Source organism: Corynebacterium tuberculostearicum, from assembly GCF_022347385.1.
Taxonomy (GTDB): Bacteria; Actinomycetota; Actinomycetes; order Mycobacteriales; family Mycobacteriaceae; genus Corynebacterium; species Corynebacterium tuberculostearicum_M.
On record NZ_JAKRDT010000016.1, the window covers coordinates 14,555 to 40,359 of the forward strand.

The 25,805-nt window shown below is 60.8% G+C and carries 27 protein-coding genes and 1 tRNA gene; 21 read left to right on the forward strand and 7 right to left on the reverse strand.

Annotation, left to right across the window (positions count from 1 at the left end; all coding sequences use genetic code 11):
* Positions 1-28: 28 nt before the first annotated feature.
* Positions 29-754: a fructosamine kinase family protein gene (locus MHK00_RS09125; RefSeq protein WP_250411457.1), complete on the forward strand. Its 726-nt coding sequence runs from the start codon at positions 29-31 to the stop codon at positions 752-754.
* On the opposite strand, the gene nadE is transcribed toward MHK00_RS09125, so the two are convergent.
* Complete coding sequence (gene nadE, locus MHK00_RS09130; protein WP_250411459.1) at positions 751-1,572, reverse strand: NAD(+) synthase; 822 nt, start codon at positions 1,570-1,572, stop codon at positions 751-753. The genes MHK00_RS09125 and nadE overlap by 4 nt on opposite strands.
* A gap of 27 nt (positions 1,573-1,599) precedes the next feature.
* Between nadE and MHK00_RS09135 the strand changes: the two genes are divergently transcribed.
* From MHK00_RS09135 to nrdE, 6 genes are all read left to right on the forward strand, one after another.
* Positions 1,600-2,955: a sugar porter family MFS transporter gene (locus MHK00_RS09135; RefSeq protein WP_250411461.1), complete on the forward strand. Its 1,356-nt coding sequence runs from the start codon at positions 1,600-1,602 to the stop codon at positions 2,953-2,955.
* Between the two features lie 120 nt (positions 2,956-3,075).
* Entirely contained in the window at positions 3,076-3,198 is a 123-nt protein-coding gene (ykgO, locus tag MHK00_RS09140) for a type B 50S ribosomal protein L36 (RefSeq protein WP_003847162.1), read from the forward strand.
* Between the two features lie 164 nt (positions 3,199-3,362).
* Positions 3,363-4,448: an esterase/lipase family protein gene (locus tag MHK00_RS09145; RefSeq protein WP_250411462.1), complete on the forward strand. Its 1,086-nt coding sequence runs from the start codon at positions 3,363-3,365 to the stop codon at positions 4,446-4,448.
* 128 nt (positions 4,449-4,576) lie between these two features.
* Positions 4,577-4,816 carry a glutaredoxin-like protein NrdH gene (nrdH, locus tag MHK00_RS09150; protein ID WP_179386930.1) on the forward strand — a complete coding sequence of 80 codons (240 nt, stop codon included), beginning with the start codon at positions 4,577-4,579 and terminating at the stop codon, positions 4,814-4,816.
* Positions 4,817-4,839: 23 nt separating this feature from the next.
* Positions 4,840-5,271 (forward strand): class Ib ribonucleoside-diphosphate reductase assembly flavoprotein NrdI, encoded by a 432-nt coding sequence (nrdI, locus tag MHK00_RS09155; protein WP_005323933.1) that lies wholly within the window; start codon positions 4,840-4,842, stop codon positions 5,269-5,271.
* A 53-nt stretch (positions 5,272-5,324) separates the two neighbouring features.
* Positions 5,325-7,487 (forward strand): class 1b ribonucleoside-diphosphate reductase subunit alpha, encoded by a 2,163-nt coding sequence (gene nrdE, locus MHK00_RS09160; protein WP_250409253.1) that lies wholly within the window; start codon positions 5,325-5,327, stop codon positions 7,485-7,487.
* Positions 7,488-7,542: 55 nt separating this feature from the next.
* Here the strand turns inward: nrdE and MHK00_RS09165 are convergent, their stop codons facing one another.
* Positions 7,543-8,238 (reverse strand): FadR/GntR family transcriptional regulator, encoded by a 696-nt coding sequence (locus MHK00_RS09165; RefSeq protein ID WP_250411464.1) that lies wholly within the window; start codon positions 8,236-8,238, stop codon positions 7,543-7,545.
* 146 nt (positions 8,239-8,384) lie between these two features.
* On the opposite strand from MHK00_RS09165, the gene nrdF reads away from it, so the two are divergent.
* The 4 genes from nrdF (at position 8,385) to MHK00_RS09185 (ending at position 13,429) form a co-directional block, all read left to right on the forward strand.
* Positions 8,385-9,374, forward strand: coding sequence for a class 1b ribonucleoside-diphosphate reductase subunit beta (gene nrdF / locus MHK00_RS09170; RefSeq protein WP_005323941.1), 990 nt, complete (start codon positions 8,385-8,387; stop codon positions 9,372-9,374).
* Between the two features lie 342 nt (positions 9,375-9,716).
* Positions 9,717-11,411, forward strand: coding sequence for an aa3-type cytochrome oxidase subunit I (ctaD, locus tag MHK00_RS09175; protein WP_179386926.1), 1,695 nt, complete (start codon positions 9,717-9,719; stop codon positions 11,409-11,411).
* Positions 11,412-11,514: 103 nt separating this feature from the next.
* A complete protein-coding gene (gene serB, locus MHK00_RS09180; protein ID WP_250411465.1) occupies positions 11,515-12,705 on the forward strand; it encodes a phosphoserine phosphatase SerB in 1,191 nt (396 codons plus the stop codon).
* Positions 12,698-13,429: a peptidyl-tRNA hydrolase gene (locus tag MHK00_RS09185; protein ID WP_250411467.1), complete on the forward strand. Its 732-nt coding sequence runs from the start codon at positions 12,698-12,700 to the stop codon at positions 13,427-13,429. The genes serB and MHK00_RS09185 overlap by 8 nt, the downstream gene beginning before the upstream one ends.
* Here MHK00_RS09185 and MHK00_RS09190 read toward each other — a convergent pair.
* Together MHK00_RS09190 and MHK00_RS09195 are read right to left on the reverse strand one after the other, a co-directional pair.
* Positions 13,395-15,374 carry an ATP-dependent DNA helicase gene (locus tag MHK00_RS09190; RefSeq protein ID WP_250411468.1) on the reverse strand — a complete coding sequence of 660 codons (1,980 nt, stop codon included), beginning with the start codon at positions 15,372-15,374 and terminating at the stop codon, positions 13,395-13,397. The two genes, MHK00_RS09185 and MHK00_RS09190, sit on opposite strands and share 35 nt — an antisense overlap.
* A gap of 18 nt (positions 15,375-15,392) precedes the next feature.
* Positions 15,393-16,721, reverse strand: a complete 1,329-nt coding sequence (locus tag MHK00_RS09195) for a nicotinate phosphoribosyltransferase (RefSeq protein WP_366511686.1) — start codon at positions 16,719-16,721, stop codon at positions 15,393-15,395.
* Positions 16,722-16,843: 122 nt separating this feature from the next.
* Between MHK00_RS09195 and clpS the strand changes: the two genes are divergently transcribed.
* From clpS to rdgB, 8 genes are all read left to right on the forward strand, one after another.
* On the forward strand, positions 16,844-17,170 hold the full coding sequence (clpS, locus tag MHK00_RS09200) for an ATP-dependent Clp protease adapter ClpS (protein ID WP_005323948.1): 327 nt from the start codon (positions 16,844-16,846) through the stop codon (positions 17,168-17,170).
* Between the two features lie 4 nt (positions 17,171-17,174).
* Complete coding sequence (locus MHK00_RS09205; RefSeq protein WP_005327313.1) at positions 17,175-17,711, forward strand: DUF2017 domain-containing protein; 537 nt, start codon at positions 17,175-17,177, stop codon at positions 17,709-17,711.
* Entirely contained in the window at positions 17,711-18,637 is a 927-nt protein-coding gene (locus MHK00_RS09210) for a P1 family peptidase (RefSeq protein ID WP_250411484.1), read from the forward strand. Before MHK00_RS09205 ends, MHK00_RS09210 begins: the two co-directional genes overlap by 1 nt.
* Before the next feature lie 13 nt (positions 18,638-18,650).
* The gene (locus tag MHK00_RS09215; protein WP_250411470.1) at positions 18,651-19,304 is read left to right on the forward strand and encodes a rhomboid family intramembrane serine protease; all 654 of its coding nucleotides are present in this window, start codon (positions 18,651-18,653) and stop codon (positions 19,302-19,304) included.
* Entirely contained in the window at positions 19,304-20,083 is a 780-nt protein-coding gene (gene murI, locus MHK00_RS09220; RefSeq protein WP_250409259.1) for a glutamate racemase, read from the forward strand. Before MHK00_RS09215 ends, murI begins: the two co-directional genes overlap by 1 nt.
* Positions 20,084-20,154: 71 nt before the next feature.
* A complete protein-coding gene (locus MHK00_RS09225) occupies positions 20,155-20,916 on the forward strand; it encodes an MBL fold metallo-hydrolase (RefSeq protein ID WP_239194593.1) in 762 nt (253 codons plus the stop codon).
* Between the two features lie 15 nt (positions 20,917-20,931).
* Positions 20,932-21,660 carry a ribonuclease PH gene (gene rph, locus MHK00_RS09230; protein WP_005323955.1) on the forward strand — a complete coding sequence of 243 codons (729 nt, stop codon included), beginning with the start codon at positions 20,932-20,934 and terminating at the stop codon, positions 21,658-21,660.
* Positions 21,654-22,262, forward strand: a complete 609-nt coding sequence (rdgB, locus tag MHK00_RS09235) for an RdgB/HAM1 family non-canonical purine NTP pyrophosphatase (protein WP_005327300.1) — start codon at positions 21,654-21,656, stop codon at positions 22,260-22,262. Before rph ends, rdgB begins: the two co-directional genes overlap by 7 nt.
* Here rdgB and MHK00_RS09240 read toward each other — a convergent pair.
* Together MHK00_RS09240 and MHK00_RS09245 are read right to left on the reverse strand one after the other, a co-directional pair.
* A complete protein-coding gene (locus MHK00_RS09240) occupies positions 22,259-22,603 on the reverse strand; it encodes a DUF3817 domain-containing protein (RefSeq protein ID WP_179386919.1) in 345 nt (114 codons plus the stop codon). The two genes, rdgB and MHK00_RS09240, sit on opposite strands and share 4 nt — an antisense overlap.
* A 2-nt stretch (positions 22,604-22,605) precedes the next feature.
* On the reverse strand, positions 22,606-23,028 hold the full coding sequence (locus tag MHK00_RS09245) for a hypothetical protein (protein ID WP_250411472.1): 423 nt from the start codon (positions 23,026-23,028) through the stop codon (positions 22,606-22,608).
* A gap of 90 nt (positions 23,029-23,118) precedes the next feature.
* Here MHK00_RS09245 and MHK00_RS09250 point away from each other — a divergent pair.
* Both MHK00_RS09250 and MHK00_RS09255 read left to right on the forward strand, forming a co-directional pair.
* Positions 23,119-23,200 (forward strand) — tRNA-Leu (locus MHK00_RS09250).
* A gap of 78 nt (positions 23,201-23,278) precedes the next feature.
* Positions 23,279-23,869 (forward strand): hypothetical protein, encoded by a 591-nt coding sequence (locus MHK00_RS09255; RefSeq protein ID WP_234447241.1) that lies wholly within the window; start codon positions 23,279-23,281, stop codon positions 23,867-23,869.
* On the opposite strand, the gene MHK00_RS09260 is transcribed toward MHK00_RS09255, so the two are convergent.
* Positions 23,870-25,780 carry a solute carrier family 23 protein gene (locus MHK00_RS09260; protein WP_250411474.1) on the reverse strand — a complete coding sequence of 637 codons (1,911 nt, stop codon included), beginning with the start codon at positions 25,778-25,780 and terminating at the stop codon, positions 23,870-23,872.
* Between the last annotated feature and the right edge of the window lie 25 nt (positions 25,781-25,805).

The window sequence follows — 25,805 nt, forward strand, 5'->3', positions numbered from 1 at the left end:
ATTGCCTTGCCTGATTAGGCTGGGTGACATGCAGACTTTTTCAAAGCGAGTACGCGACACGGATCAAGCAGGTGCCGAGGCAGCCGGACTGCGGTGGCTCGGGGAAGCCACCGACGCGGTGGTCAACGTCGTGAGCGCCGACGGGCTAGAAATCGTTACCGAGCGCGTGGACGAGGTCATGCCCACACCGGAGGCGGCGCGGACATTTGGTGCGGAGCTGGCACGCATGCACCGTGCGGGAGCCGAAGCGTTTGGCGCGCCTCCTGCCGGATGGGAGGGCAAGAACTTCATCGGCAGCATCGAGCAAGACTGTATCCCGACGGATAATTGGGGCGAGTTCTACGTTAACCAGCGCGTATTGCCCTTCGCGGAACTGGCGGGGATAAGTGCGGCGCAATTGGACTTGGTAAGGCGCGCTTGCGATGCCATCGCCGCGCGCAGTTGGGATGTGGCGCCGGCACGCATCCACGGCGATCTATGGGCGGGAAACCTGCTCTTTGGTTCCGACGGCGGAATCATGATCGACCCTGCTGCCCACGGTGGGCATCCGCATACGGATTTGGGAATGCTGGCGCTTTTCGGGGCACCGTACCTGGAAGAAATTTTCCGGGGCTATGGTGTGCCGAAGGACATAGAGAAGTGGATTCCCATGCACCAGCTGCACCCGCTGGCGGTGCATGCGCTTACGCACGGCGCTAGCTATAACCGGCCGCTGGAGCGCGCGGCGGCCGCAACCTTGGAGGCGCTGGGCTAAAGGTTCGGCCCCTGCGGCATGATGCGCTTATGGGAACCGCGGTGCCATAAGGTTTCAATGCGTTCGCGAGCGGCGTCGGGAACCGTCTTGCCCTCCAGGTAGTCATCGATGTGGGCGTAGGTGACGCCGAGGGCCTCTTCGTCAGGAAGCTGGGGCTTATCGTCTTCCAAGTCCGCGGTGGGGACCTTCTCCCAAGTAGAGCGCGGGGCACCGAGGTGCTCTAGGAGGGCGGCGCCCTGGCGTTTATTGAGCCCGGCCAAGGGGAGGAGGTCTGCCGCGCCATCGCCCCACTTAGTGAAGAAAGCGGTGACGTTTTCCGCCGCATGGTCGGTACCGATGACGAGGGCGCCGACCTCGCCGGCGATGGCGTACTGGGCGGTCATGCGCAGGCGCGCTTTGGTATTGCCGCGGTTGAAATCGGTGACGTCGGCAAGCTGCAATGCATCCGCCACTTGCTCATCGAGGGCGAGGGTGGCCGGTTTGATATTGACGGTGGGGCGGTGATCGGGCTGGATGAAATCCAAGGCAATCTGGGCATCGTCCTCATCGGCCTGCACGCCGTGGGGTAGGCGCACGGCCCAAAACTCCGCGCCGTCGACGCGCTCCACCGCCAGCTGCGCAAGCTTTCCCGCCAAGGTGGAATCTTGGCCGCCAGAGATACCCAGCACGTAGCCTTTAGCGCCGGTGGTACGAAGGTAGTCAGCCAAGAAATCCACGCGGCGCTGGACTTCCGCTTCTGGATCGATAAAGGGGCGTACACCCAGGGCTTTTATGATGTTTTGCTGCAGGTTTTTGGCATCGTTCGACATGACGTTCATGGTAGCCGCCTGACACAATATTGTGCTGTGAATAAGGAAGTTTATGTCAAGGTAGTAGCTGGCATAGCGGCCCTAGGCGGGCTGCTTTTTGGATACGACACCGGAGTGATGTCCGGTGCCTTGCTTTTTATTAGCCCCGCATTCGACATGAGCGCCCACCAAGAGGGGTGGGTGACCTCGATGCTGCTCGTGGGTGCTGCAGTAGGGGCGCTGACGGCCGGGCGCATCGCCGATAGGTATGGGCGCCGCTTCACGCTGATTGCAGGCGGCATTATTTTCGTGCTGGGTTCCATCTGGTGTGCGCTTTCCGGCTCGGTGGGAATGCTGGCCACGGCCCGCACCTTTTTGGGCTTTGCCGTGGGCGCGGTCTCCATCGTCTCCCCCATGTACATCGCGGAGATAGTGCCCGCCAAGGTGCGCGGGCGCATGGTCTCGCTCAATACCCTGGCGATTGTGGTGGGCCAGCTGATGGCCTACCTGGTCAACTCCGCGTTGGCCTCTACCGGCAGCTGGGAATGGATGCTGGGCTTGGCCGCAGTACCAGGACTAGCGTTGGCGCTCGGAATGGTGTTTCTGCCAGAGACGCCGGTATGGCTGGCAACCAACGGGCGCATGCCCCGCGCCCAAGAAATTGCCGGGCGCGCCGGGATGGATATCTTCGAGCTGACTTCGCAGGAGACCGCGCGAAAGTCCAGCGGATCCGAATGGAAGGCGCTGAAGGCCAATCGGTGGATGCAGATTACGGTGCTGCTGGCCATGCTGATGGGGTTGACGCAGCAGATTACCGGTGTCAACGCCATCGTGTACTTCGCGCCGACCATGATGAACCAGGTGGGGATTTCTACGGCCAATTCGGTCTACACCTCCATCGTTATCGGCACGGTGTCCGTGCTCGCCTGCTGGGTTGGCCTGAAGGTAGTAGACCGCATTGGGCGCAAGCGCCTATTGCTCATCGGCCTGACCGGCAACGTGGTCTCGCTATTCATTCTTTCCTTCGCCTACTCCCACGCCCAGGATTCCACCGCTATGGCCATGGTCTCGTTGGTATTTATGGCGCTGTTTATCGCCTTCCAGCAGGCTGCAGTGTCGCCCACTACCTGGCTACTCATCTCCGAGCTGGTGCCGCTGCAGGTGCGCGGCCTGGGCATGGGCATTGCGGGACTATCGTTGTGGGCCACCAACTGGGCCGTGGCGCAGTACTTCTTGCCGCTAGTGGAGTGGCTGACTGGCCCGGTGGCGTTTATGGTCTTTGGAGTCTTTGGTCTCATCGCCATCGGCTACACCAAGGTTTTGGTTCCAGAGACTATGGGACGTAGCCTGGATGAGGTAGGCGAGGAGATGAAGTCGCGCTACGAGCGCGAGTCCGCAGCCGTGAAGCCTTAGTGTTTTGGTATTGACGGCCGTGTGAGGTAACATTTTTCCTCGTGTCATGGCTGGGGATTCCCAGTCCGTGCTTTACTTATTCAACCGCATGTAGATTGCGCATAACGAAAGGAGCGCCCGATGAAGGTCCGTAAGTCCCTTCGGTCGCTGAAGAAGAAGCCGGGCGCCCAGGTTATTCGCCGCCACGGTAAGGTCTTCGTGATCAACAAGAAGGATCCCCGTTTCAAGGCTCGTCAGGGCTAATTGATTCGCGATTCCATCCGCTCCCTCCGGCTTTCCGGAGTGGGGCGGATTTTTTATGCCTCCGCTCTGGCACAAAGAATAAATTCTTTTAGACTCAGGTGAACATAAAGGCAAATATATGAATATAATCATTTTGTCTATCCATGCCGTGAGAAAGAAGAATAATGTCCCAGCGAATCGTTGCCGCGCTTGTCGCTGCCGCCCTTGGGTTATCCGCCCCTATTGCTAATGCCTCTCAGTCGGAGTGGGAGTCCTCTGTTCCAGAGTCCTTTGGGATCAATGACCCTTCCTGTGTGCCTTCTGGCCAGATTGTTGAGCCGGTGGTGCTACTGCATGGCACCTATAACAATGCGGGTGTGTGGAAAAGCTTGATTCCGATGTTGAAGGATCAGGGTGCGTGCGTATGGGCCTTTGATTATGGAGCGGATGATGTTTCTTTGCAGAATGCCTCTCCCTCAACGAAGGCCATTTCAGATTTGGATGATGCGGCCGAGGAAATAGCGCAGCACGTGGACTATGTCCGAGCGGTAACCGGCGCAGAGAAAGTGGACTTGGTAGGCCATTCCCAGGGCGGTACCCATATTAAGACCTATACCCAAATGTACGGCGGGGCTGAGCACGTCGCTCGGGCTGTGGCTCTAGGCGGCAACTTTCATGGCACCACACTGAATGGGCAGGGGGAGGGGCTCTCTAAGTTCATCGCTTTCGCGCCCCGCCTCGCCGCCTTCTTGGCTAGCACGGCCGGCATCCAACAGGTGGTGGGTTCGGAATTTATGCAAAGGCTCAATGCGCTGCCGGACACCGCGCCAGGCGTGCTCTACACCTCCATCTACTCGCCAGCGGATACGACGGTAACCCCGAATAGCTCCTCGCAGCTGGCAGCCGTTGACGGCGCCGATGTGGTCAACCTCGACTTAAGCGAAGTCTGTGGCGTGGCTCCTCGGCACGACAAGCTGCCGACCGACTGGACGGTGTTGAGTCAGGTCATTTTTGGCCTGAAGCGCGCCCCGGGGGAGGGTCCGGACCCGTCGACCTGCGTCTCTGAGGGGGGCGCCGATAAGCGGGGCCTAGAGCGGGCCGCCGGCCCCTTAAATGTGAACTTTGACACACAAAATGGTGAACGCCAGGTAAACCTGCAGGAATCCCATTGGTGTAGTTTCATGGCTGTCCGTAGGTGTGGTCAACATGTGGGGTCCAGGGGTGTGCCATCCTGGGAATACCATGACTGTAACTACTACATATTGTGTTAGTTGCGGGTATTTCCCCCAAAGTATAGTGTCGTTGATGTTGCTCAGAGCGGCGCAGGAAGCGCCCGTTTAGGCGGGAAAACGCTCCCCGCTCTGACGAATTTTTCAATGCAGGAGCTTTAAGGATCTATATGTCTATCACCGTTTACACCAAGCCAGCATGCGTCCAGTGCAATGCCACCAAGAAGGCCCTCGACCGCGCCGGTCTCGATTACAACTTGGTCGATATTTCTGTTGATGATGAAGCCCGTGACTACGTCATGGCACTGGGCTACGTTCAGGCCCCGGTAGTTGAGGCTAATGGCGAGCACTGGTCCGGTTTCCGCCCTGACCGTATCAAGGGCTTGGCTTCCCTGACCGCATCCGCTTAGGGGAGTAGGGGAGGCCAGTAGCGATGTTGGTCGTGTATTTTTCCTCCGCGACGGAAAATACGCACCGGTTCGTGCAGAAACTGGGCTTTCCTAGTGCGCGCATCCCGTTGCGCCGCACGGGCGAGCCCCTCAAAGTCAACGAGCCTTATGTTTTGGTGTGCCCCACCTACGGCGGGGGTGCGTCCATTAGCCACCAGAACTCTCGGCCGGTGCCCACACAGGTAATTAAGTTCCTGAACGATGAGCACAACCGTAGTTTCATTCGCGCGGTGATCGCGGGTGGCAATAGCAATTTTGGTGCCGACTTTGGCAAGGCTGGTGACGTCATCAGCGCCAAATGTAAAGTGCCCTATGTATATCGTTTCGAGTTGCTGGGAAACGATGACGATATCAAAATTTGTCGTGAAGGTTTATTGGCTAACGCCGCCGAGCTTGGGCTCGAGGCTGCGGCCTAGCGCCCACCACGACTTAAATAAAGATCCTGATTTTTAGAAAGGCCTTGTCAGCTGTGAGTACGCAATTGGGGAAGACCGTCGCCGAGCCAGTAAAGCCAGAGGAGCAGTTGGATTACCACGCTCTGAACGCGATGCTGAATCTCTACGATGCTAACGGCAAGATTCAGTTTGAAAAAGACCGCGAGGCCGCTAACCAATTCTTCCTGCAGCACGTTAATCAAAACACGGTCTACTTCCATGATCTGGAAGAAAAGATCGATTACCTGATTAATAACAAGTACTACGACCCGCAGGTCATCGAGCAGTATGATTTCTCCTTTATTAAGGAGCTATTCAAGCGCGCTTATTCCTATAAGTTCCGCTTCAAGTCCTTCCTAGGCGCGTATAAGTACTACACCAGCTACACGCTGAAGACCTTTGATGGCCGCCGCTACCTCGAGCGCTTTGAGGACCGCGTGTCCATGACCGCCCTGTTCTTGGCAGACGGCGACGCAGGCTTGGCCGAGCACCTCGTAGACGAGATCATGACCGGTCGCTTCCAGCCGGCTACCCCGACCTTCCTCAACGCTGGCAAGGCCCAGCGCGGCGAGCTCGTCTCCTGCTTCCTGCTGCGTATAGAGGACAATATGGAGTCCATCGGCCGCTCCATCAACTCTGCGCTGCAGCTTTCCAAGCGCGGTGGCGGCGTGGCCCTGCTGCTGTCTAATATCCGCGAGTCCGGTGCCCCGATTAAGCACATTGAGAACCAGTCTTCCGGCGTCATCCCCGTGATGAAGCTGCTGGAGGATTCCTTCTCCTACGCCAACCAGCTTGGTGCCCGCCAGGGTGCCGGTGCGGTCTACCTCAACGCGCACCACCCGGACATCATGAACTTCCTGGATACCAAGCGCGAGAATGCGGATGAGAAGATCCGCATTAAGACCCTCTCGCTGGGCATTGTCGTGCCGGATATCACCTTTGAGCTGGCTAAGCGCAATGATGATATGTACCTCTTCTCGCCGTATGACGTTGAGCGAGTCTATGGCAAGGCCTTCGGTGACATCTCCGTCACCGAACACTATGAGGAGATGGTGGAAGACCCACGCATCCGCAAGAAGAAGATCAATGCCCGCCACTTCTTCCAGACCGTGGCCGAGCTGCAGTTCGAGTCCGGTTACCCGTACATCATGTTCGAGGACACCGTAAACCGCGCGAACCCAGTCAAGACCTCGTGGATCAACATGTCCAACCTGTGCTCGGAAATCCTGCAGGTTAATTCCGCCTCCGAGTTCAACGCGGACCTGACCTATGAGGAGCTGGGCAGCGATATTTCCTGCAACTTGGGTTCCCTGAATATCGCGATGACCATGGATTCGCCGGACTTTGCCAATACGGTGGAAACCGCCATCCGCGGCCTGACCGCCGTGGCGGATAAGACCTCCATCGATTCCGTGCCGTCCGTGCGCCGCGGAAACGACGAGTCTCACGCCATTGGCCTGGGCCAGATGAACCTGCACGGTTACTTGGGCCGCGAGCACATCGAGTACGGCTCGGAAGAGGGCTTGGACTTCACCAATGCCTACTTTGCGGCTGTGCTGTATGCGGCGCTGCGCGCTTCCAATAAGATTGCCCGCGAGCGCGGCGAGTACTTCACGGAGTTCCCGCAGTCCGAGTATGCCTCCGGCGAATTCTTTGACCGCTACGATCCGGAAGAGTTCAAGCCGAAGACGAAGAAGGTGCAGGAGCTTTTCGACGCCTCTTCGATCCACACCCCGTCCGCCCAGGACTGGGAGGATTTGAAACAGGATGTGGCTAAGTACGGCCTGTACAACCGCAACCTGCAGGCGGTGCCGCCGACGGGCTCGATTTCCTATATCAATAACTCCACCTCGTCCATCCACCCGATTGCCTCCAAGATTGAGATCCGCAAGGAAGGCAAGATCGGCCGCGTCTACTACCCGGCGCCGCACATGGATAATGACAACCTGGAGTACTTCAAGGACTCCTATGAAATTGGCTACGAGAAGATCGTCGATACTTATGCCGTAGCCACCAAGTATGTGGACCAGGGCCTATCGCTCACGCTCTTCTTCAAGGACACCGCAACCACCCGCGATGTCAACCGCGCGCAGATTTATGCGTGGCGCAAGGGCATTAAGACCTTGTACTACATCCGCCTGCGCCAGATGGCGCTGGAGGGCACCGAGGTCGAGGGCTGCGTATCCTGCATGCTCTAAACCGCAGGTAGGGCGCCTCGCTGCACGTCGAGGGGAAGGACGTGCAGCGAGGCGCTTAGCCGTTTTCTGCCCGGGTGCGGTCGAGGATGGTGCGAGAGGTTTCTTCGGCGGCGTCGGCAAGCCCGGCATCAATGGCGCGGGCCAGCTCCATGTGCAGCTGTGTGGTGCCGCCGATGGGGTCGCGCTTGCGGGAGCCAAAAACCGACTTGCCCTTGAGCATCGCCACCAGGGAAGGGGCGAGTGCGGCCAGCATCTCATTGCCGGAGGCCCGCAGGATGAGGGTGTGGAAGTGCAGATCGGTTTCCAATTCTTCGCCCACGCGCGGAGACGGGGTGGATTCCAGCTCGGCTAAGCGCGCGGCGAGGCCCAGCAATTCAGCCCGCTGCTGGGCGGTGGCATTGCCTGCAGCCAGACGCGCGGCCACCGGTTCGATGCCAAGCCGCAGCTCGTTGAGTCGGGCCACTTGCTGCCCGCGCGTTTTATCGTTGTCTAAGCGCCAGCCAATGACCGCCGGGTCATAGACCGCCCACTTTTCCATCGGCAGCACCGTGATGCCCACGCGGCGCCCAGAGCTGACCATGCCGAGATGCTCCAGGGCGCGCATGGCCTCGCGGGCCACGGTGCGGGAGATGCCAAAGCGCTTTTCGACGTCCCCCAGCCGGAACCGCTCGCCCTCCGCGAGGTCTCCGCTTACTATATCCGCGCCGAGTTGGTCCACCACGGAGCCGAGTAGGGGAGGGGTGGCGCTCATGGTGGGTGAATCCTCTCTGTGCGGGCACTCGGTATAGCTGGGATCAGTATAGGCATGAGGCATCCACCACAATGATCTAGAGGGCGGGCGAATTGGGTATGCTGGGGAGCTAAAAGTGTCCGTATTATGTATTGGAGTGACGCCGCGTGTCGCACGAGTACGATGACTACGTTTCTAGTCATGAAAAGCCAGTTAAGGCCATTAACTGGAATAGCATCCCGGATGAAAAGGACCTCGAGGTTTGGGATCGCCTCACCGGTAATTTCTGGCTGCCAGAAAAGGTCCCCGTCTCCAATGACCTGCCCAGCTGGAAGACGCTGACGGAGAAGGAAAAGGAAACCACCATGCGGGTCTTTACCGGCCTGACGCTGCTGGATACCATCCAGGGCACAGTGGGTGCGATTTCCCTCCTTCCGGATTCCCAGACTCTGCATGAGGAAGCGGTCTACACCAATATCGCCTTCATGGAGTCTGTGCACGCCAAGTCCTATTCCAATATCTTTATGACCCTGGCGTCCACGCCGATGATCAACGATGCCTTCCGCTGGTCCGAAGAGAACGAGAACCTGCAGAAGAAGGCAAAGATCATCTTGTCCTACTACAAGGGCGATGATCCGCTGAAGAAGAAGGTAGCCTCCACGCTGCTGGAGTCCTTCCTGTTCTACTCCGGCTTCTACCTGCCGATGTACTTCTCCTCCCGCGCGAAGCTCACCAACACCGCCGATATCATCCGCCTGATCATCCGAGATGAGGCTGTGCATGGCTACTACATTGGCTATAAGTTCCAGCAGGCGTATAAGCAGCTGGATGAAGAGCACCAGGCGGAGCTGAAGGAATACACCTTCGACTTGGTCTATGACCTCTATGACAATGAGATCGACTACACCGAGGATCTCTACGATGACCTGGGCTGGACCGAGGACGTTAAGCGCTTCCTGCGCTATAACGCCAATAAGGCACTGAATAACTTGGGCTTCGAGGGGCTCTTCCCGGCCGATGAGACCCGCGTTTCCCCGGCTATCTTGTCCTCGTTGTCGCCGAACGCCGACGAGAACCATGACTTCTTCTCTGGTTCGGGTTCGTCCTATGTCATCGGCAAGGCTGAGGACACCACGGATGATGACTGGGACTTCTAAGCATTCCCGCTGATCAGCGTGGTCTAGCGGCACACCTTCTGCTCGAACTCAACCGAAAGGTTGATAACGAGCGGGGGTGTGTTTTTGTGTTTTGGGGCCGCACAATTCGGCGCGGCTGTGACATATAGCACGCTGTATCTTTGGTGAAAACCGTAGGTGGAAATAGTGGCCGCGCCACGTGCAGGGGCAATGTGGCAGATGTGGTCAATGGTGAGGCGTGTCTTCGCATCCGAGTATTGGGGGAAGCTGGAAAGAACAGGGGAAAATGGCCTAATATAAGGCGAGTAAACCTAGGTGTAGGTGGAGTCTGTCCACAGACACTTTGTTATTCAGGAGGATTTTATGACCGCTGTGGCGCCACGGGTCGACGATTACGTCGCCCCCACACGTCCAGAGCCAACCGGTAACGCGAAGACCGGTTCAAAGGCTTGGGTATTTCTAACCACCACCGACCACAAGCAGCTGGGCATCATGTACTTGATCATGTCCTTCAGCTTCTTCTTCCTCGGTGGCTTTATGGCACTGTTGATCCGCGCGGAGCTGTTCACCCCGGGTCTCCAGTTCTTGTCCAATGAGCAGTTCAACCAGCTGTTCACCATGCACGGCACCGTGATGTTGCTGCTGTTTGCGACCCCAGTCGTGTGGGGCTTTGGTAACTACATCCTGCCGCTGCAGATTGGTGCGCCGGACGTGGCCTTCCCGCGTCTGAACGCCTTCGGCTTCTGGGTTACCCTGCTGGGCGGCACCGTGATGCTGCTGGGCTTCGTTACCCCAGGTGGTGCGGCTGACTTCGGCTGGACCATGTACATGCCGCTGGCTGATGGTGTCCACACCCCGGGCATCGGCGCGGATATGTGGATCGTCGGCGTGGGCGCTACCGGTGTCGGTACTATTGCCTCCGCTGTCAACATGATTACGACCATCCTGACCCTGCGCGCACCGGGCATGACCATGTTCCGCCTGCCGGTCTTCAGCTGGGCAGTGTTTACCGCATCCGCCATCGTGCTGATGATCTTCCCGCTGCTGACTGCTGCGGCACTGGGCGTTCTGTATGACCGCAAGCTGGGCGGCCACATCTACGATTCCGCTAACGGTGGCGGCATCCTGTGGCAGCACCTGTTCTGGTTCTTCGGCCACCCTGAGGTTTACGTCCTCGCGCTGCCGTTCTTCGGCGTTGTGTCTGAGGTCGTTCCGGTCTTCTCCCGCAAGCCGGTCTTCGGCTACATCGGCCTGGTCTTCGCACTGCTGGCCATCGGCTCCCTGTCCATGGCTGTGTGGGCACACCACATGTTCGTCACCGGCGCTATCCTGCTGCCATTCTTCTCCTTCATGACGTTCCTGATTGCGGTTCCAACCGGCGTTAAGTTCTTCAACTGGGTCGGCACCATGTGGAAGGGCCACATCACCTGGGATACCCCGATGATCTTCGCCATGGGCTTCATGGCAACCTTCCTCTTCGGCGGTATGACCGGCGTTATGCTGGCATCCCCGGCACTGGACTTCCACCTGGCTGAGTCCTACTTCTTGATTGCACACTTCCACTACACCCTGTTCGGTACGGTTGTGTTCTCCGCCTTCGCCGGCCTGTACTTCTGGTTCCCGAAGATGACCGGCCGCATGCTGGACGAGCGTCTGGGCAAGATTCACTTCTGGCTGACCTTCATCGGCTTCCACGGCACCTTCCTGGTCCAGCACTGGGTCGGCAACATGGGTATGCCGCGTCGTTACGCTGACTACCTGGAGTCCGATGGCTTCACGGTCTTCAACCAGATTTCCACCATCTTCTCCTTCGTCCTCGGCGCTTCCGTTATCCCGCTGGTGTGGAACGTATTCAAGTCCTGGCGCTACGGTGAGATCGTCACCGTGGATGACCCATGGGGCTACGGCAACTCCCTCGAGTGGGCAACCTCCTGCCCGCCGCCGCGCCACAACTTCGTGTCGCTGCCGCGTATCCGCTCCGAGCGTCCGGCCTTCGAGCTGCACTACCCGCACATGGTTCAGCGCATGCGCGAAGAAGCACACGTGGGTAGCCACTAAAGCGATATAACTCGCTAAAGCACTCCTGACTTAAGCCGCCTCCCAGCCCGCCAAGGGCCGTGGGAGGCGGCTTTGGCGTATCTTGTTTGCCCTACGTGCGATAATGGGCGGCGTGAGTACCCAAGCTGATACCTATGCCGTTATTACCACCACCGGGCCGGACAAGCCTGGGGTCTCGGCGGCCTTCTTCCGCGTGTTAGCGTCTTATAACGCCGCGCTTGTCGACGTCGAACAGGCCATCTTTTCCGGCCGCATCACCCTTGCTGCCCATACCCGCATTCCCCGTACGCGCGCCGATCAGATTGCACAGGGGTTGCGCAATACCTTGAGCATCTACGGGCAACAGGTATCCGTGGACGTGCGGGAGGAGGAATCTAGCGCGCGAGCTCGCTCCACGCATGCGGTGGTCCTCATGGGAACGGAAGTAACCGCCCACCACGTTGAGGAGGTCGCCCGCGTATTGGCCAATTTCGATGCCAATATCGATCGCATCCGCGGGCTCTCGACCTCCCCGCTCACCGGCCTGGAGCTGTTTTTGTCCCTCGATGGTTCCGCGGCACCTGTGCGCCAGGCGCTGGCAGAGCTGGCACAGCAGATTGGTATCGACATTGCCATCGAGCCGGCGGGGCTGGGCCGACGCTCCAAACGCCTCGTCTGCTTCGACTGCGATAGCACCCTCATCCAAGGCGAGGTCATCGAGATGCTAGCCGCGCACGCCGGCAAGGAAGAAGAGGTTGCCGCCATCACGGCCCGGGCTATGCGCGGCGAATTGGATTTTGAGGAGTCCCTACGCGAGCGCGTGGCCGTTCTGGCCGGCCTGGATGCTTCCATCATTGATGAGGTAGCCCGCGAGATTCAGCTGACCCCCGGTGCCCGCGAGACCATTGCCACGCTCAACCACATCGGTTATCGCACCGCTGTGGTCTCCGGTGGGTTCATCCAAGTTCTAGAGGGCCTAGCCGCAGAAATGCACTTAGATTACGTCCGCGCCAATACCTTGGAGATCGCCGATGGCAAGCTCACCGGCCGCGTCACCGGCAAGGTGGTTGACCGCAAGGCCAAGGAGGAATTCCTGCGGGAGTTCGCCGCGGATTCCGGCGTGAGCATGCGCCAGACGGTCGCCGTGGGCGACGGCGCCAATGACATCGATATGATTACCGCTGCGGGGCTGGGCATCGCCTTTAACGCTAAGCCGGCGCTGCAAGAAGTGGCGGATACCTCGGTAAATCACCGGCGGCTGGATGAGGTACTACAGATCTTGGGAATCCCGGCAGAGGAGGTTGTTCGTGGATAGGTTTGTAATCGCCCACCAGCGTCTGGTGAAGGCATGTGATTCGCGCTCGTGGCGCGATGACCCAGAAAACCCCGACGAGCCCGCCACCATCCAAGCGATGCAGATTGCGCTTAACCTGCCAAAGCAGGAGCCGCCGGCGCGCACGGAGGTGCTGGAGGCGGCCGCTCGCGCCGTTGTGGCCGTGTGCCTGGACGAGCGCGCGGGGGAGGACGGGGCCTTCGCCCACGCCCTGGGACAGTGGTATGGCCACCGCATCCGCAAGATCGCCCGTCGGGCGCGCAATAAGGCCTGGCGCGATGTGCAGAGCCTGCCGGGCGTGACCGTGGCGGACCGTGCCCGGGCCTTCGCGCCTTCGGCCGTGGGGGAGGTGGATCCGCTCATCGGCAAGCTGCAAATCGGTCACACCGACTTGCCCTATGATGAGCCAGGAGCCCCGCTTGGCGATGCCCCCGTCATCTACGTCGACCGCAGCCTCGACATGTCTGCCGGCAAGGCCGCAGCGCAGGTGGGCCACGGTTCGATGATGCTCGCCGCGGCGATGTCGGTGGACGAGGCCCGTGCCTGGGCCGATACCGGTTTTGAGCTTTCGGTGCGCGAGGTGTCCGGCGAAGATTTTCGCACGGCCTGCGCGCAGGACGGCGCCGTGGTCATCGTGGACGCTGGGTTCACGGAGATTGCGCCGGACTCGGCTACCGTGTGCGCCCTGCGGCGACCAATCGCTTAAGCGCGCCGCGCACCGTATCCGCGTCGGTGGTCTGCCAAAAGCGTGGCATGGAGGCCTTGAGGAAGCTGCCGTAGCGCTTATATTCTAAGCGGTTATCGAGCACGGCCACCACGCCGCGGTCGGTCACGTGGCGCAGCAGGCGGCCTGCGCCTTGGGCCATGAGCAAGGCGGCGTGGTTGGCGGAGACCTCCATGAATCCGGAGCGGCCCGCAGCATCGGCCGCCTGGGCGCGCGCCTGCATCAGGGGATCATCCGGCCGGGGGAACGGAATGCGGTCGATGATGACCAGCGAGCACGCCGGCCCCGGCACGTCCACGCCTTGCCACAGGGTAAGCGTGCCGAAGAGGCAGGAGTTTTCCTTTTGGGAGAATTTCTCTACCAGTGCGCCGATGGAATCCTCGCCTTGTACGAAGAGGTCAAAGGGGATGCGCGGCTTGAGGGCGGTGGCTGCCTCTTCCGCCGCGCGGCGGGAGGAAAACAGACCAAGCGTGCGCCCGCCGGCGGCCATAATGAGCTCGTAGATCTCATCGATGGTTTCTTTGGGCAGGCCATCGCGGCCCGGCGTGGGTAGGTGTTTGGCGGTGTACAGGATGCCGGATTTGGCTGGGTCGAAAGGCGTGCCCGCATCCAAGGTGTCGTAGGTGCCGCTCGGCATGCCCCACTGGGCGGCCATGGCATCGAAGCGACCGCCGAGGGCGAGGGTGGCCGAGGTCAGCACCACCGTTTGCTCCCCAAAGAGGTTCTCGCGCAGCATGTGGGCGATGGAGAGGGGAGCCACGGCGAGGGTCTCGGCGTCGCTGCGCGGATCGCGCTCGAGCCAGACGACGTCGTCTTGCTTGGCTGGGTCATCGGTGGCGAAAACCTCCAGCATGCGTGCCACGGCCTGCGCGAGGTCGGAGAGGTGGTTGCTCAAGTTTTGGCGCTCGGCGTTTTTCTCCGGATCGTCGGTGGCTTCGCCTTCTGGGACGCGAGAAATGAGGGACTTAACGCGCAGGAATTCGTCGGCAAGCGCGCGCAGGTGGCCCTGGGAAGTTTCATCCAAGTCGGTCCAACGGCCTGGCTCTTGGATTTTCATCAGGTCATCAAATTCCTCGGCCAAGTCCGAGAGGCTACCGGCATTTCCCAGCGACTTCGCGCGGTTGGCGGCCATCTTGATGGCGCGGGTAGTAATCTCCGCGGTGGATACAGAGGTGATGCGGCCGTCGAGCTCATGGGCCTCATCGATAATGGCGACGTCGTGCTCCGGCAAGATATTTGCCTCAGAAACCGCGTCGATGGCGAGCATGGCGTGGTTGGTGACCACGATGTCGACGTCGGCAGCCGCCCTGCGAGCCTCTTCCGCAAAGCAATCCGGCCCGTGCGGGCAGCGCGAGGCGCCCAAGCACTCGTTGGAGGTTACCGATACCGCTCGCCACACCAAGTCCGGCACGCCCGGCTCTAGATCATCGCGGTCGCCGGTGTCGGTTTCCTGCGCCCACTCGTGGATGCGCCGCACGGCCTTGCCGCGGTGGGATATCTCGGATTCGTCGATAAGAGCTTCTGGGTCATCCGGGGTAGCCGCAATCTTATTCATGCACAGGTAGTTATTGCGGCCCTTCATGATGGCGAAGGTGGGCGTTCGTTCCATGACAGGGGCGAGGGCCTTAGTAAGCCGCGGCAGATCGCGCTCCACCAGCTGGCGCTGTAAGGCCAGCGTCGCGGTGGAGACGATGACAGTGGACCCCGAGTTCATCGCATGCCGGATAGCCGGGACCAAGTAGGCCAGGGATTTACCGGTACCGGTACCGGCCTGCACAGCTAGGTGACGCTCCTTTTCGAGCGCGGCCGAGACGGCGGTGGCCATGCGCACCTGGCCTTCGCGCCGGCTGCCGCCCAGCGCGTCTACGGCCTTGCCCAGCAGCGTTTCCGTGTCGAGGTTTAGGGGCTCATCTGCGTGCTCACTCACCCCACACAGTCTAGCGGCCTACTTTTTAAAGCCCACCATCCGCGTGGGCACGGCCGCTTCATCGCGGGAGAGTGCCAGGCCTTCCCATGGCAGGGTCTTGCGGGCCTGAGCTAAATACTCGCGGGAGGAATGCAGATCCGGCAGTCCGTCGACGATGTGGCCATCGCGCATGAGCGGAATGGTCATGTCGCGGGTATCGAGCTGGCCGGTATCCGGCGCTGGTGCGTCGAAGGGGTAGACGATTTCCTCCACGGCGACGCCGGAGGAACGGTAGGTGCGCAGCGCACGCTTGGCACCGCCGACGGATTGCTTGGAGGAAGAGCGCTTTGCCACCGGTATGCCGTCTACCTCAACGACCTTGTAGACCATGCCGGCGGTGGGCGCACCGGAGCCGGTTACTACGGACGTACCGACGCCGTAGGCGTCTACCGGATCGCCGCGCAGGCCAGCGATGGCGAACTCGTCGAGGTCGGAGGAGACCACGATATTGGTGTTGTGATTGCCCAAATCATCCAGCTGCTTGCGCACGCGGCGGGTGACCGCACCCAGGTCACCGGAATCGATGCGAACGCCGCCGAGCTTCGGTCCGCCTACCTTCACTGCGGTCTCGACACCCTTGGTGATGTCATAGGTATCGACCAACAGCGTGGTGTCCACACCGAGGGTGTCGATCTGGGAGCGGAAGGCGGCCTCTTCGTTCGGGGTACCATCCGGGTTGGTATGCGCCAAGGTCCAAGAGTGGGCGGCAGTGCCGGAGACCGGAATGCCGTAGCGGTAGCCTGCCTCCAGGTTGGAGGTGGCATTGAAGCCGGCCAGGTAGGCCGCGCGGGCGGAGGTTACCGCCGCATACTCGTGGGTGCGGCGCGAGCCCATCTCGATAATGGGGCGGCCGTCGGCCGCCGTGACCATGCGGGAGGCGGCCGAAGCCACCGCGGAATCGGCGTTCATGATGGACAAGATGACGGTCTCCAAAATCAAGCATTCCCCAAAGGTGCCGCGCACCGTCAGGATGGGGGAGTTGGGGAAATAAAGCTCGCCCTCGCGGTAGCCGTCAATCTGCCCGGAAAAGCGATAGTGGCGCAGATACTCCTTGGTCTGCTCATCCAGGAAGTCCATCTCCGCTAACTGATTGGCCGAAAAGCGGAAATCCTCCACTGCGCGCAGGACGCGTTCGGTGCCGGCAACGACGCCATAGCGGCGCTCATTGGGCAGGCGACGGCCGAATACCTCGCAGGTGACCTGGCGGTTTGCCGAGCCATCGCGCAGCGCAGCCTGGAGCATCGTCAGCTCATATTTATCCGTGAGCAGTGCAGTAGAGCGATCATTAGGGATAGCTTTGTCATTCACGGGAGTGATAATACCCACTGACTAGGTGGTTTTCAGGGGTTTAGATTCTTTGGCGCCGGAATGTGCGAAGCCAGATTGCGCGGGCCCACAATAGATTCCCAAATATGGTTAGGCTAGAGGGCATGAAGGCGCAATTTCCTGTAGTCCGGATGAGCTCTCCGATGGCTACGCCCGAATTGGATGAAGAACTCGACGTAGACGTAGCCACGAGCGAGAACCTGCCGTGGATGTGCATCGTGTGGGATGACCCCGTCAATCTGATGAGCTACGTGTCCTATGTATTCCAAACAGTGTTGGGCTATGACAAGAAGCGGGCCAATGAACTCATGATGCAGGTCCACACCGAGGGCAAGGCCGCCGTGTCCAGCGGCGAGCGCGACAAGATTGAAGCGGACGTGAAAAAGCTCCAGATCGCCGGTCTGTGGGCAACGATGCAGCAGGCAGGTTAAATAGATGCAACCGTGGAAGAAAAAGAAGTCCCTCATGCGCGCGCCGAAGATCACGGCCGTATTCGAACCAATGGAGCGCGAGGTGCTGGGCGATCTCACCGCTACCGTCTCTGAGGCGATCATTAAGCGCGCCCAGTCCGCGCCCAAGGACGAGCTGGCGGAAATGCTGGACATGCCCACCGGCCACACCGAAGCCCCGGACGATCCCTCGCTGGCTCGTCTCTTCCCGGACTTTGAAATGCCCGGCGATGAGGAATATGAAGGCGATGCGTCGTTGCTGCGTTCCCTGCATGAAAACGACATTGCGCGCGCCAAGCTGGAAAACCTGCAGGTAATTGGCTCTGCCCTCGGACCTACCGGTGGGGTAGAGGTTACTATCAACGAGCAAGAGGCCCAGGCCTTCGTCGCTGGCCTGAACGACCTCCGCCTCTTTGTCGCGGCGGGCGATGTGGCCGATAACAACCTGATGTCTGACCGCGATAGCCTCGTGGAATGGCTGGCTTTTTGCCAGGATTCGCTGCTGCAGGTGTTGATGGACTAATGCTGGATGGCATGAGCATCGGGCACTATAGCGGCACCGATACCGGAGTCACGGTGCTCTACTGCGGGCCGGGCGGAGCGCTCGGCAGCGTCGATGTGCGCGGCGGCGGCCCAGGCACCCGCGAAACGGACCTTTTACAGCCGCACAATACGGTCGAGCGCGTCCACGCCGTGGTGTTAGCAGGCGGCTCCGCCTTTGGCCTGGCCGCTGCCGACGGCGTGATGAATGAGCTGGCAGAGCAAGGGATCGGCTTTCCCGTCTTCGGCGAGGACAAGCCTGGGCCGCGCGTGCCCATCGTTCCCGGCGCAGTCATTTTTGACTTGCTGGTCGGGCCTTCCCGCCCTGGGCCGAAAGAAGGCGCGGCTGCACTGCAAGCTGCGCTCGCGGGCAGCGACGAATCCATGGGTTCGGTGGGAGCCGGCGTGGGCGCTACCGCGGGCAAGCTGCGGGGCGGCTTCGGGCTGGCCACCCGCCGGGTGGGTGACTACGAGGTCAGCGCCGCGATGGTTGCCAATCCCGTGGGCGAGGTCATTGAGCCGCAATCCGGCCGGCTGTACGGCGCGCCGGGGCGCACCCCGGTCAATGCTGCCGCCTACCGCGCCTTGCCGCACCCAGCGGAGTCCAAGCTCAATACCACCATCGGCGCCGTGCTTACCGACGCCCCCGTTACCACCGCCCAAGCCCAACGCCTGGCCATGACTGCCCACGATGGCATCGCCCGTGCGGTACGTCCTGCGCATTCGCCGCTGGATGGGGATACGATCTTTGCCCTGTCCACCGCCAAACGCCCGGCCGACCTGAGTACGCAGATGGTAACCCAGCTGTGCGCCGCGGCCGCCGATGCCGTGGAAGAAGCCATCGTCAACGCGGTCACCGCCGCCGACCCCGGCCTAGGCTTGAGCGCGTACCGCGATCTGCTGGACTAAGATAAGGCGCATTATGACTTCAGGTGGAACATCTAACTACCGGCCGGCGCCCACGAGCCAGGTCAATCGCGGCGATTCCAAGAACTACACCCGCAGCGGTCGCATCACCACCGGCTTTTCCATAGCCATTGGCTTTCTCGTGGTGGAGTGGGCGGTCCACATCATCAACGCCTTCCTCTTTGGTGGCCAGCTTTCTAATTACGGCATTCGCCCGCTGGATTTCAATGGCATCTGGGGCATTGTCACCGCCCCGCTGCTCCACGCGAACTTTGAGCACTTGATGTCTAACTCGGTGCCCGGCGCCATCTTCTGCTTCCTCATCGGCCTTTCCGGCCGCAAGGCCTGGTGGGAGGTCACGCTGATCACCACGTTGGTTGCGGGCCTGGGAACCTGGTTTATCGGCGGCCCCGGTACCTCGCATATCGGTGCTTCCAGCCTGGTCTATGGCTGGTTGGCATATCTGATTGTGCGCGGAATTTTTAACCGTTCGCTCATCCAGACCATCTTGGGCATCGTGCTCGGCTTCGCCTACTCCGGCTTGGTATGGGGCGTGTTGCCCGTCTACGAGGGCGTGAGCTGGCAGGGCCACCTCTTCGGCGCCATCGGCGGAATCCTCGCCGGCATGACCATTACCTCGGACGACCCGGTTAAGGCAGTGAAGCGCTAATGCCAACTGCGACCTCTCCCATCGGCATCTTTGATTCCGGCGTGGGCGGGCTCACCGTGGCCCGCGCGGTGATGGAACAGCTGCCGCACGAATCCGTCATCTACACCGGCGACACCGCCCACAGCCCTTACGGCCCTCGGCCCATCTCTGAAGTCCGCGCCTTTTCTCAAGACGTGGCCGATCGTCTGGTGGAGCGCGGCTGCAAGATGCTGGTCATTGCCTGCAATACCGCCACCGCCGCCTTCTTGCACGATGCGCGCGAGCGCTACGACATTCCCATCGTGGAGGTCATCCGGCCCGCGGTGCGCCGCGCCATGTCCACCACGCGCAATGGAAAAATCGGTGTCATCGGCACCGAAGGCACCATCAAATCTGGCGCCTATCAAGACTTATTTGCGCTCAACCCCAAGGTGCAGGCCTTTGCCACCGCCTGCCCGGATTTTGTTCCCTTTGTCGAGCGGGGCATTACCGCCGGCCGCCAGATTCTCGGCGTCGCCGAGGGCTACCTGGCCCCGCTGCAAGCGCAGGGGGTAGACACCCTGGTCTTGGGCTGCACGCACTATCCGCTGCTGACCGGCATTATCCAGCTGGCGATGGGCGAAAATGTCTCGCTGGTGACCTCCTCGGAGGAAACCACCAAGGACGTGATACGGATTCTCACGGAAACGGATATGTTGGCCCCCGCAGAGAATCAGCCGGTCCACACTTTTGAATCCACCGGCGATCCGGAAGCCTTTGCCCGCCTTGCCACGCGCTTTCTCGGCCCCCAGATTGCATAAAGAAGTGCAATTTCTCCCCCGTTTGCACGTTGAGTACGCATGTGGGGCGAATTCATGGAACTATTGAGCCCATGAAGCTGACCATCCTAGGCTGCTCCGGTAGCGTCCCCACCGCCCAGAATCCCGCCTCCGGCTACTTGCTGTCTTTCGATAATGCGCCGTCCATTGTCCTCGACATGGGCCCTGGCACCTTGGCGCAGCTGGAACAGCAGCAGGATCCTTGTGATGCGCACGTGGCCTTTAGCCATCTGCATGCCGATCACTGCCTGGATTTTCCTTCCCTGATGGTGTGGCGCCGCTTCCATCCCACGGCGCCGGCGGCTTCGCGCAATATGTGCTTCGGGCCGAAGGCTACGCCTACGCATCTGGGCCGCCTGTCCTCGGATGAGGTCGATGGCATCGATGACATGTCCGATACCTTCGCCTTTAGCGCCTGGGAGCCGGGCGAGCGCCAGCTCGTGGATGACGTCTATATCACCCCCTTCCCGGTAAATCACCCGGTAGAGGCCTATGCCTTGCGCGTGGAGCACACGAAGACGGGCCAGACCATTACCTATTCCGGTGACTCTTCGTATACGCCCGCGCTTGTCGAAGCCGCCCGTGGTGCCGATATCTTCCTCTGCGAGGCGGCCTGGGGCGAGACCTCGGAGGGCAAGGCGCCGGACATGCACATGTCGGGCGCGGAAGCCGGTAGGGCGGCGCGCGAGGCGGGTGTGAGCAAGCTGGTGCTCATCCACATTCAGCCGTGGGGCGATGCGCAAGCAACTTTGGAGGCAGCCCGCTCCGAATTCGATGGAGAGATTGTCCTCGGCGCCGCGGGGATGGAGTTCTAAGATACGCTGGACGGCATGACTGAATTTACTCGTGCCGATGGGCGCGCGCTGGACCAGATGCGCAGCGTCCGCATTACCCGCAATTTCACCACCAACCCGGCCGGCTCGGTGCTGGTGGAGTTTGGCAATACCCGCGTCATGTGCACCGCATCCGTGGAATATGGCGTGCCGCGCTTCAAGCGTGATTCGGGCGAAGGCTGGCTTACCGCCGAGTACGCCATGTTGCCTTCTGCCACCCATGACCGCATGCCGCGCGAATCCATGAAGGGCAAGGTCAAGGGCCGCACCCACGAGATTTCCCGCCTTGTCGGCCGCTCCCTGCGCGCTGCGGTGGACCTCGAGGAGCTGGGCGAGAACACCATCCAGCTCGACTGCGACGTCCTGCAGGCCGATGGCGGCACCCGCACTGCGTCTATCACCGGCGCCTATGTTGCGCTTGCCGACGCCATCGCACACCTCAAGGCCGAGGGCGTCGTCCCCGGCGAGCCGCTGCTCGATCCCATCGCCGCGGTCTCGGTCGGCATCATTGATGGCGAAATCTGCCTCGACCTGCCTTATGAGGAAGATTCCCGCGCGGAGGTCGACCTCAACGTGGTGATGCAAGAATCCGGTGACTTCGTGGAAATCCAGGGCACCGGCGAGCACGGCCTCTTTGGCCGCGAGGAACTCAACGAGATGCTCGACGTAGCGCAGAAGGGCTGCCGCGAGCTCATCGCCGCACAGAAGGCGGCGCTGGGGTGGTAATTCTCGTCGCGTCCAATAACCCGAAAAAGCTCGCGGAGCTCGAGCGCATCTTGGCCGATGCCGGCATCGAGGGCGTCGAGCTGCGCCCGCTATCCGCCGTGGAGCCCTACCCAGAGCCGGTGGAGGACGGCCGCACCTTTGCCGATAACGCGCTCATCAAGGCCCGCGCCGGCGCGGCCGCTACCGGCTTTGCTACCGTCGCGGATGATTCCGGCCTGGCCATCGAAGAGCTCAACGGCATGCCCGGCGTGCTTTCCGCCCGCTGGTCCGGCCAGCACGGCAATGACCAGGCCAATAATGACCTGGTCTTGGCACAGATGGCCGATGTCCCCGATGAGCGCCGCGCCGCCGCCTTTGTCTCCGTCTGCGCGCTCGTGACTCCCGATGGCACCGAGCACGTGGCCGAGGGCCGCTGGGAAGGCCGCTTCCTGCGCGAGCCGCGCGGGGACAACGGCTTTGGCTATGACCCGCTCTTTCAGCCAGAAGGCGAGTCCCGGTCGGCCGCGGAGATGTCCCCAGAAGAAAAGAACGCGGTCTCGCATCGCGGCCGCGCTCTAAGTCAACTAGTCCCCGCCATCGCGGAGCTGGTTCGCAGTTCCTAGAGCTGGAACTCCTCCTTAATCTCCTTGCGGCGCTTGTGCTCCATCCAGAAGGACAGGAAGGGCACCACGCCGGCAAGGGCGGTGGTAAAAAGCTTGCCTACGGGCCACAGCGCGCGCGGGCCGAGGATAAGGATGGACAGCAGGTAGGTCATGTACGCGATGCCGTGCACGATCGCGATATAGGTGGCCCACTCTGGGATCTCCATGCCGATGAGGTACTGACAGACCATGCGGATGACCAGGATAATCAGGAAGATACCGGTCACGGTGGCCGCGATGGAGAAAAACTTCAAAGGTCCGCGGATGCGGGCCTGGCGGGCGGGGTGAACTTTATTGGTCATAATCAGCTTTCTTCATTCTCGCCGCGCCGGCGGCGCGGGGTATTCATGGCGTTGAACGTGTCCACATCTATCTGCGGCCGCTGGGGCAGGAAATCCTCATCGATTTTGGTATCTGCCTGCGGCGGTGCGGGAGACTCAGCCGGGGCCTCAGTGGTGGTGCTATCCATGTCGCGGGCTTCTTCCTCGGCCGCGAGGCGCTCGTTTTCATAGCGGAGCGTGGTGCGATAGGCGTAGACCACGAACACGGCGAACAGTGGCCACTGGAAGGCATAGCCCAAGTTTTGGAAGGTGCCTGAGCCGGAGCGGAAGCGCGTCCATTGCCAATAGGCCAGGAATAGGAAGAGCACGACGAAAAACGCGATGAGGAGGATGTGCCACCACCGCACCTGCACGCGCTTGTTCTTCTTTTCCTCTTGAGTGCTCACGCGATCCACCCTACCCACCAGCGGCCGGAAAACAGAACACCCCTGGTTTCTGGATTGCCGGCGTGCCGTGTACACTATGGCAAGTCCCCCGCGCCCGTGGCGGAATTGGCAGACGCGCTAGATTTAGGTTCTAGTGTCTTATGACGTGTGAGTTCAAGTCTCACCGGGCGCACAATCGGCGCCGCCGGCTCACAGAGCTGGCGGCGCTTTCGCATATCACCGCCCGCATATTCGCCTTAAGATGGTCATCATGAAAAAGCTGCTATCCACCCTTATCGCCGTCATTCTCATTGCCGCCGTGGCTGCCGCCGCGGTGTTCATTTGGCAGGTGCGGGAACCGGTGGAGGTGGAGACCGAATCGAGTAATACCAAGGTCATCAAGGCCGTGGAGCGCGAAGAGCAGGTGGTGCTCGTCTCGCTGGGCATCGAGGGCCTATCGGAGGAATCCGCCACCAGTAAGCTGTGGAATTGGCAGGTCCCGGGCAGTGAGCGCACCCAGTACATCAAATACTCCTATCGCGCGAAGCTCGGCATCGAAGGATCGCAGGTTCAGGTGGAAGAAGAATCCCCGCACCACTTCCGCGTGGAGATCCCCGAGTTCATTTTCATCGGGCACTCGGATGAGAATTTCGAAACCGCGGTGGAGGACAACGGGGCGCTGAGTTGGATTACCCCGGATATCGATAAGGCGGAAACCATCACCAAGATCCTCAACGAGGACAAAAAGAAAGAGGACATCGCGGATAATCGCGATGTCCTCCAATCCCAGGCCAAGCAGTTCTACACCGGCATTATTTCCGGCGTGGACCCAGAGGCCGAAGTGGACTTTTCCTTTCGCTAACTAGTCCACCTCGGTGAACTTGCGGTCCCACGAGGAGCGGACCGGGTTGGCATCGGCCAGCAGAATATCGAAGCGGTCGTTGGCAATTTCTACGATTTCGCCCAGCACGGTGCGGTTTTCCTGTTCCGGGGAGTTGGCCAGGCGGCGCACGCCGGCATCAATGACGCGGTCGACGGTGTCATTGGTATCCAAATAGGCCACAAACGGCATGTCAAAGCGCTCGCGGTAGGCGGCGGAGAGCTCGGTGATGCGCTCGGTCTGCACATCATCCAGGTCGGTCAGGCCCAGGGAGCCGCGGTCGGCGGAGATGGTGGCGGCTTCGTCGGCGTCGGCAAGCAGCAGCTCATCCATGGCCGGGTAATCGTGGATGAGGGCGGCGCGGCGGGAATCATCCGCGGTCAGCACGGCCACCTGAATGGCCGCGCGCAGCTCATTAACATCGCCGAAGGGCCGCGACTCCCACGCCAGCTCCAGCGGCCAGGTCTCGTTATTAAACAGCGGGCGCAGCGCGGAGACGAATTCTTCGCGGGAGGCGCCGTTGAGCTGCTGGAGGCTCACGCTCTTGCCGACGGCCCGAGACACTTGCGTTCCCTGCTTGCCTCCTGTGTGGAAGAACAAAAGGTTGAGCACAATGGCGGTAATGGCGCCGATGGACATGCCAGAAGAGACGAAGGTTTGCGCCCACTCCGGGAAGGCGGTGGCGATATCCGGCTTGAAGGTCACCAGCATGGCCAGCCCCAGCGCGGAGGTGACGATGACGGAGTTGCGGCCATCGGAAAGATCGGCCTTGGCGATGGTCTGTAGGCCCACCCACGCCACGTTGGCAAAAAGCGCCAGGGAGGCGCCGCCGAGAACGGGGGAGGGGATGGAGGCTACGACCGCGCCGGCCTTGGGCAAAATGCCCAGCACCATCATGAACCCGGCGGCGGCAACGGCCACCCAGCGTGACTTCACGCTGGTCAGGCGTACCAGGCCAACGTTTTGGGCAAAGCAGGTATAGGGGAAGGAGTTCATCACGCCGCCCACCAGGGTGGACAGGCCATCGGCGCGAATGGCACGCACGACGTCATCGCGGCGGATGCGCTTTTTTACAATCTCGCCGGTGGCAAAGACGTCACCGGTGGTCTCCACCATGGTGATGATCATGACGATGATGAGCGAGAAGATGGCTACCAGGTCAAACTTCGGCATGCCGAAGTAGAACGGGGTAGTAATGCCGAGGGCGGGGGCGGAGGAGACCTCGTCAAAGGAGGCGTCGCCAAGCACGAGCGCCACGCCCGTGCCCAGGACTAGGCCGATGAGCACGGCCAGGGTGCCCAGGAAGCCGGAGGAAAAACGCTGCACCAAGATGATGACCGCGAGCGTGCCAAAGCCATAGAGTAAGTCGCGGGTGGCCGGCACGCCCTCGGCGTAATTGACAAAGTCATTGGCCGACACCCCCAACAGCGACGTACCCATAACCAGCAGGACCGAACCGGTGACCACCGGCGGAAAGAAGCGCAGCACCTTGCCAAAGACCGGCGCCGCGAAGAAGGTAAAAAGGCCGGCGACAATAATGGCGCCATAAATGGTTGGCAGCGAGGCCACCCCACCCGCGCCGTCGGTCGCGCCCAGGCCAATGGCAATAATCGGGGAGACGGCCGTAGTAGTCACGCCCTGCACGATGGGCAGGCGCACGCCAATGCGCTTGCCGACGCCCATGGACTGAATGATCGTCGCTATGCCACAGGTCAACAGGTCCGCATTAATGAGGTGGATGGTCGTTTCCGCATCCAGATTGAGCGAGCCGGCAATGAGCAGCGGGACGATGACTGCGCCGGCATAAAACGCCAGCACATGCTGTAAACCCAAGGCGGCTAGTTTGGGCGCGGGTGGGACGATATCTACTGGATGCTTGGGCTGGGAAGCCACGAAGTCCTCCTTTGTGCGGAAGCGA

Excerpts from the sequence above, each read along its gene's own strand:
- nrdI (WP_005323933.1), top strand. The coding sequence starts at position 4,840 with ATGTTGGTCGTGTATTTTTCCTCCGCGACGGAAAATACGCACCGGTTC.
- MHK00_RS09240 (WP_179386919.1), bottom strand. The coding sequence starts at position 22,603 with ATGACCAATAAAGTTCACCCCGCCCGCCAGGCCCGCATCCGCGGACCT.
- MHK00_RS09145 (WP_250411462.1), top strand. The coding sequence starts at position 3,363 with ATGTCCCAGCGAATCGTTGCCGCGCTTGTCGCTGCCGCCCTTGGGTTA.
- murI (WP_250409259.1), top strand. The coding sequence starts at position 19,304 with ATGCCAACTGCGACCTCTCCCATCGGCATCTTTGATTCCGGCGTGGGC.
- ykgO (WP_003847162.1), top strand. The coding sequence starts at position 3,076 with ATGAAGGTCCGTAAGTCCCTTCGGTCGCTGAAGAAGAAGCCGGGCGCC.
- rph (WP_005323955.1), top strand. The coding sequence starts at position 20,932 with ATGACTGAATTTACTCGTGCCGATGGGCGCGCGCTGGACCAGATGCGC.
- MHK00_RS09165 (WP_250411464.1), bottom strand. The coding sequence starts at position 8,238 with ATGAGCGCCACCCCTCCCCTACTCGGCTCCGTGGTGGACCAACTCGGC.
- MHK00_RS09215 (WP_250411470.1), top strand. The coding sequence starts at position 18,651 with ATGACTTCAGGTGGAACATCTAACTACCGGCCGGCGCCCACGAGCCAG.
- clpS (WP_005323948.1), top strand. The coding sequence starts at position 16,844 with ATGAAGGCGCAATTTCCTGTAGTCCGGATGAGCTCTCCGATGGCTACG.
- nrdH (WP_179386930.1), top strand. The coding sequence starts at position 4,577 with ATGTCTATCACCGTTTACACCAAGCCAGCATGCGTCCAGTGCAATGCC.
- MHK00_RS09125 (WP_250411457.1), top strand. The coding sequence starts at position 29 with ATGCAGACTTTTTCAAAGCGAGTACGCGACACGGATCAAGCAGGTGCC.
- MHK00_RS09225 (WP_239194593.1), top strand. The coding sequence starts at position 20,155 with ATGAAGCTGACCATCCTAGGCTGCTCCGGTAGCGTCCCCACCGCCCAG.
- nadE (WP_250411459.1), bottom strand. The coding sequence starts at position 1,572 with ATGAACGTCATGTCGAACGATGCCAAAAACCTGCAGCAAAACATCATA.
- serB (WP_250411465.1), top strand. The coding sequence starts at position 11,515 with ATGGGCGGCGTGAGTACCCAAGCTGATACCTATGCCGTTATTACCACC.
- MHK00_RS09205 (WP_005327313.1), top strand. The coding sequence starts at position 17,175 with ATGCAACCGTGGAAGAAAAAGAAGTCCCTCATGCGCGCGCCGAAGATC.
- MHK00_RS09255 (WP_234447241.1), top strand. The coding sequence starts at position 23,279 with ATGAAAAAGCTGCTATCCACCCTTATCGCCGTCATTCTCATTGCCGCC.
- ctaD (WP_179386926.1), top strand. The coding sequence starts at position 9,717 with ATGACCGCTGTGGCGCCACGGGTCGACGATTACGTCGCCCCCACACGT.
- MHK00_RS09210 (WP_250411484.1), top strand. The coding sequence starts at position 17,711 with ATGCTGGATGGCATGAGCATCGGGCACTATAGCGGCACCGATACCGGA.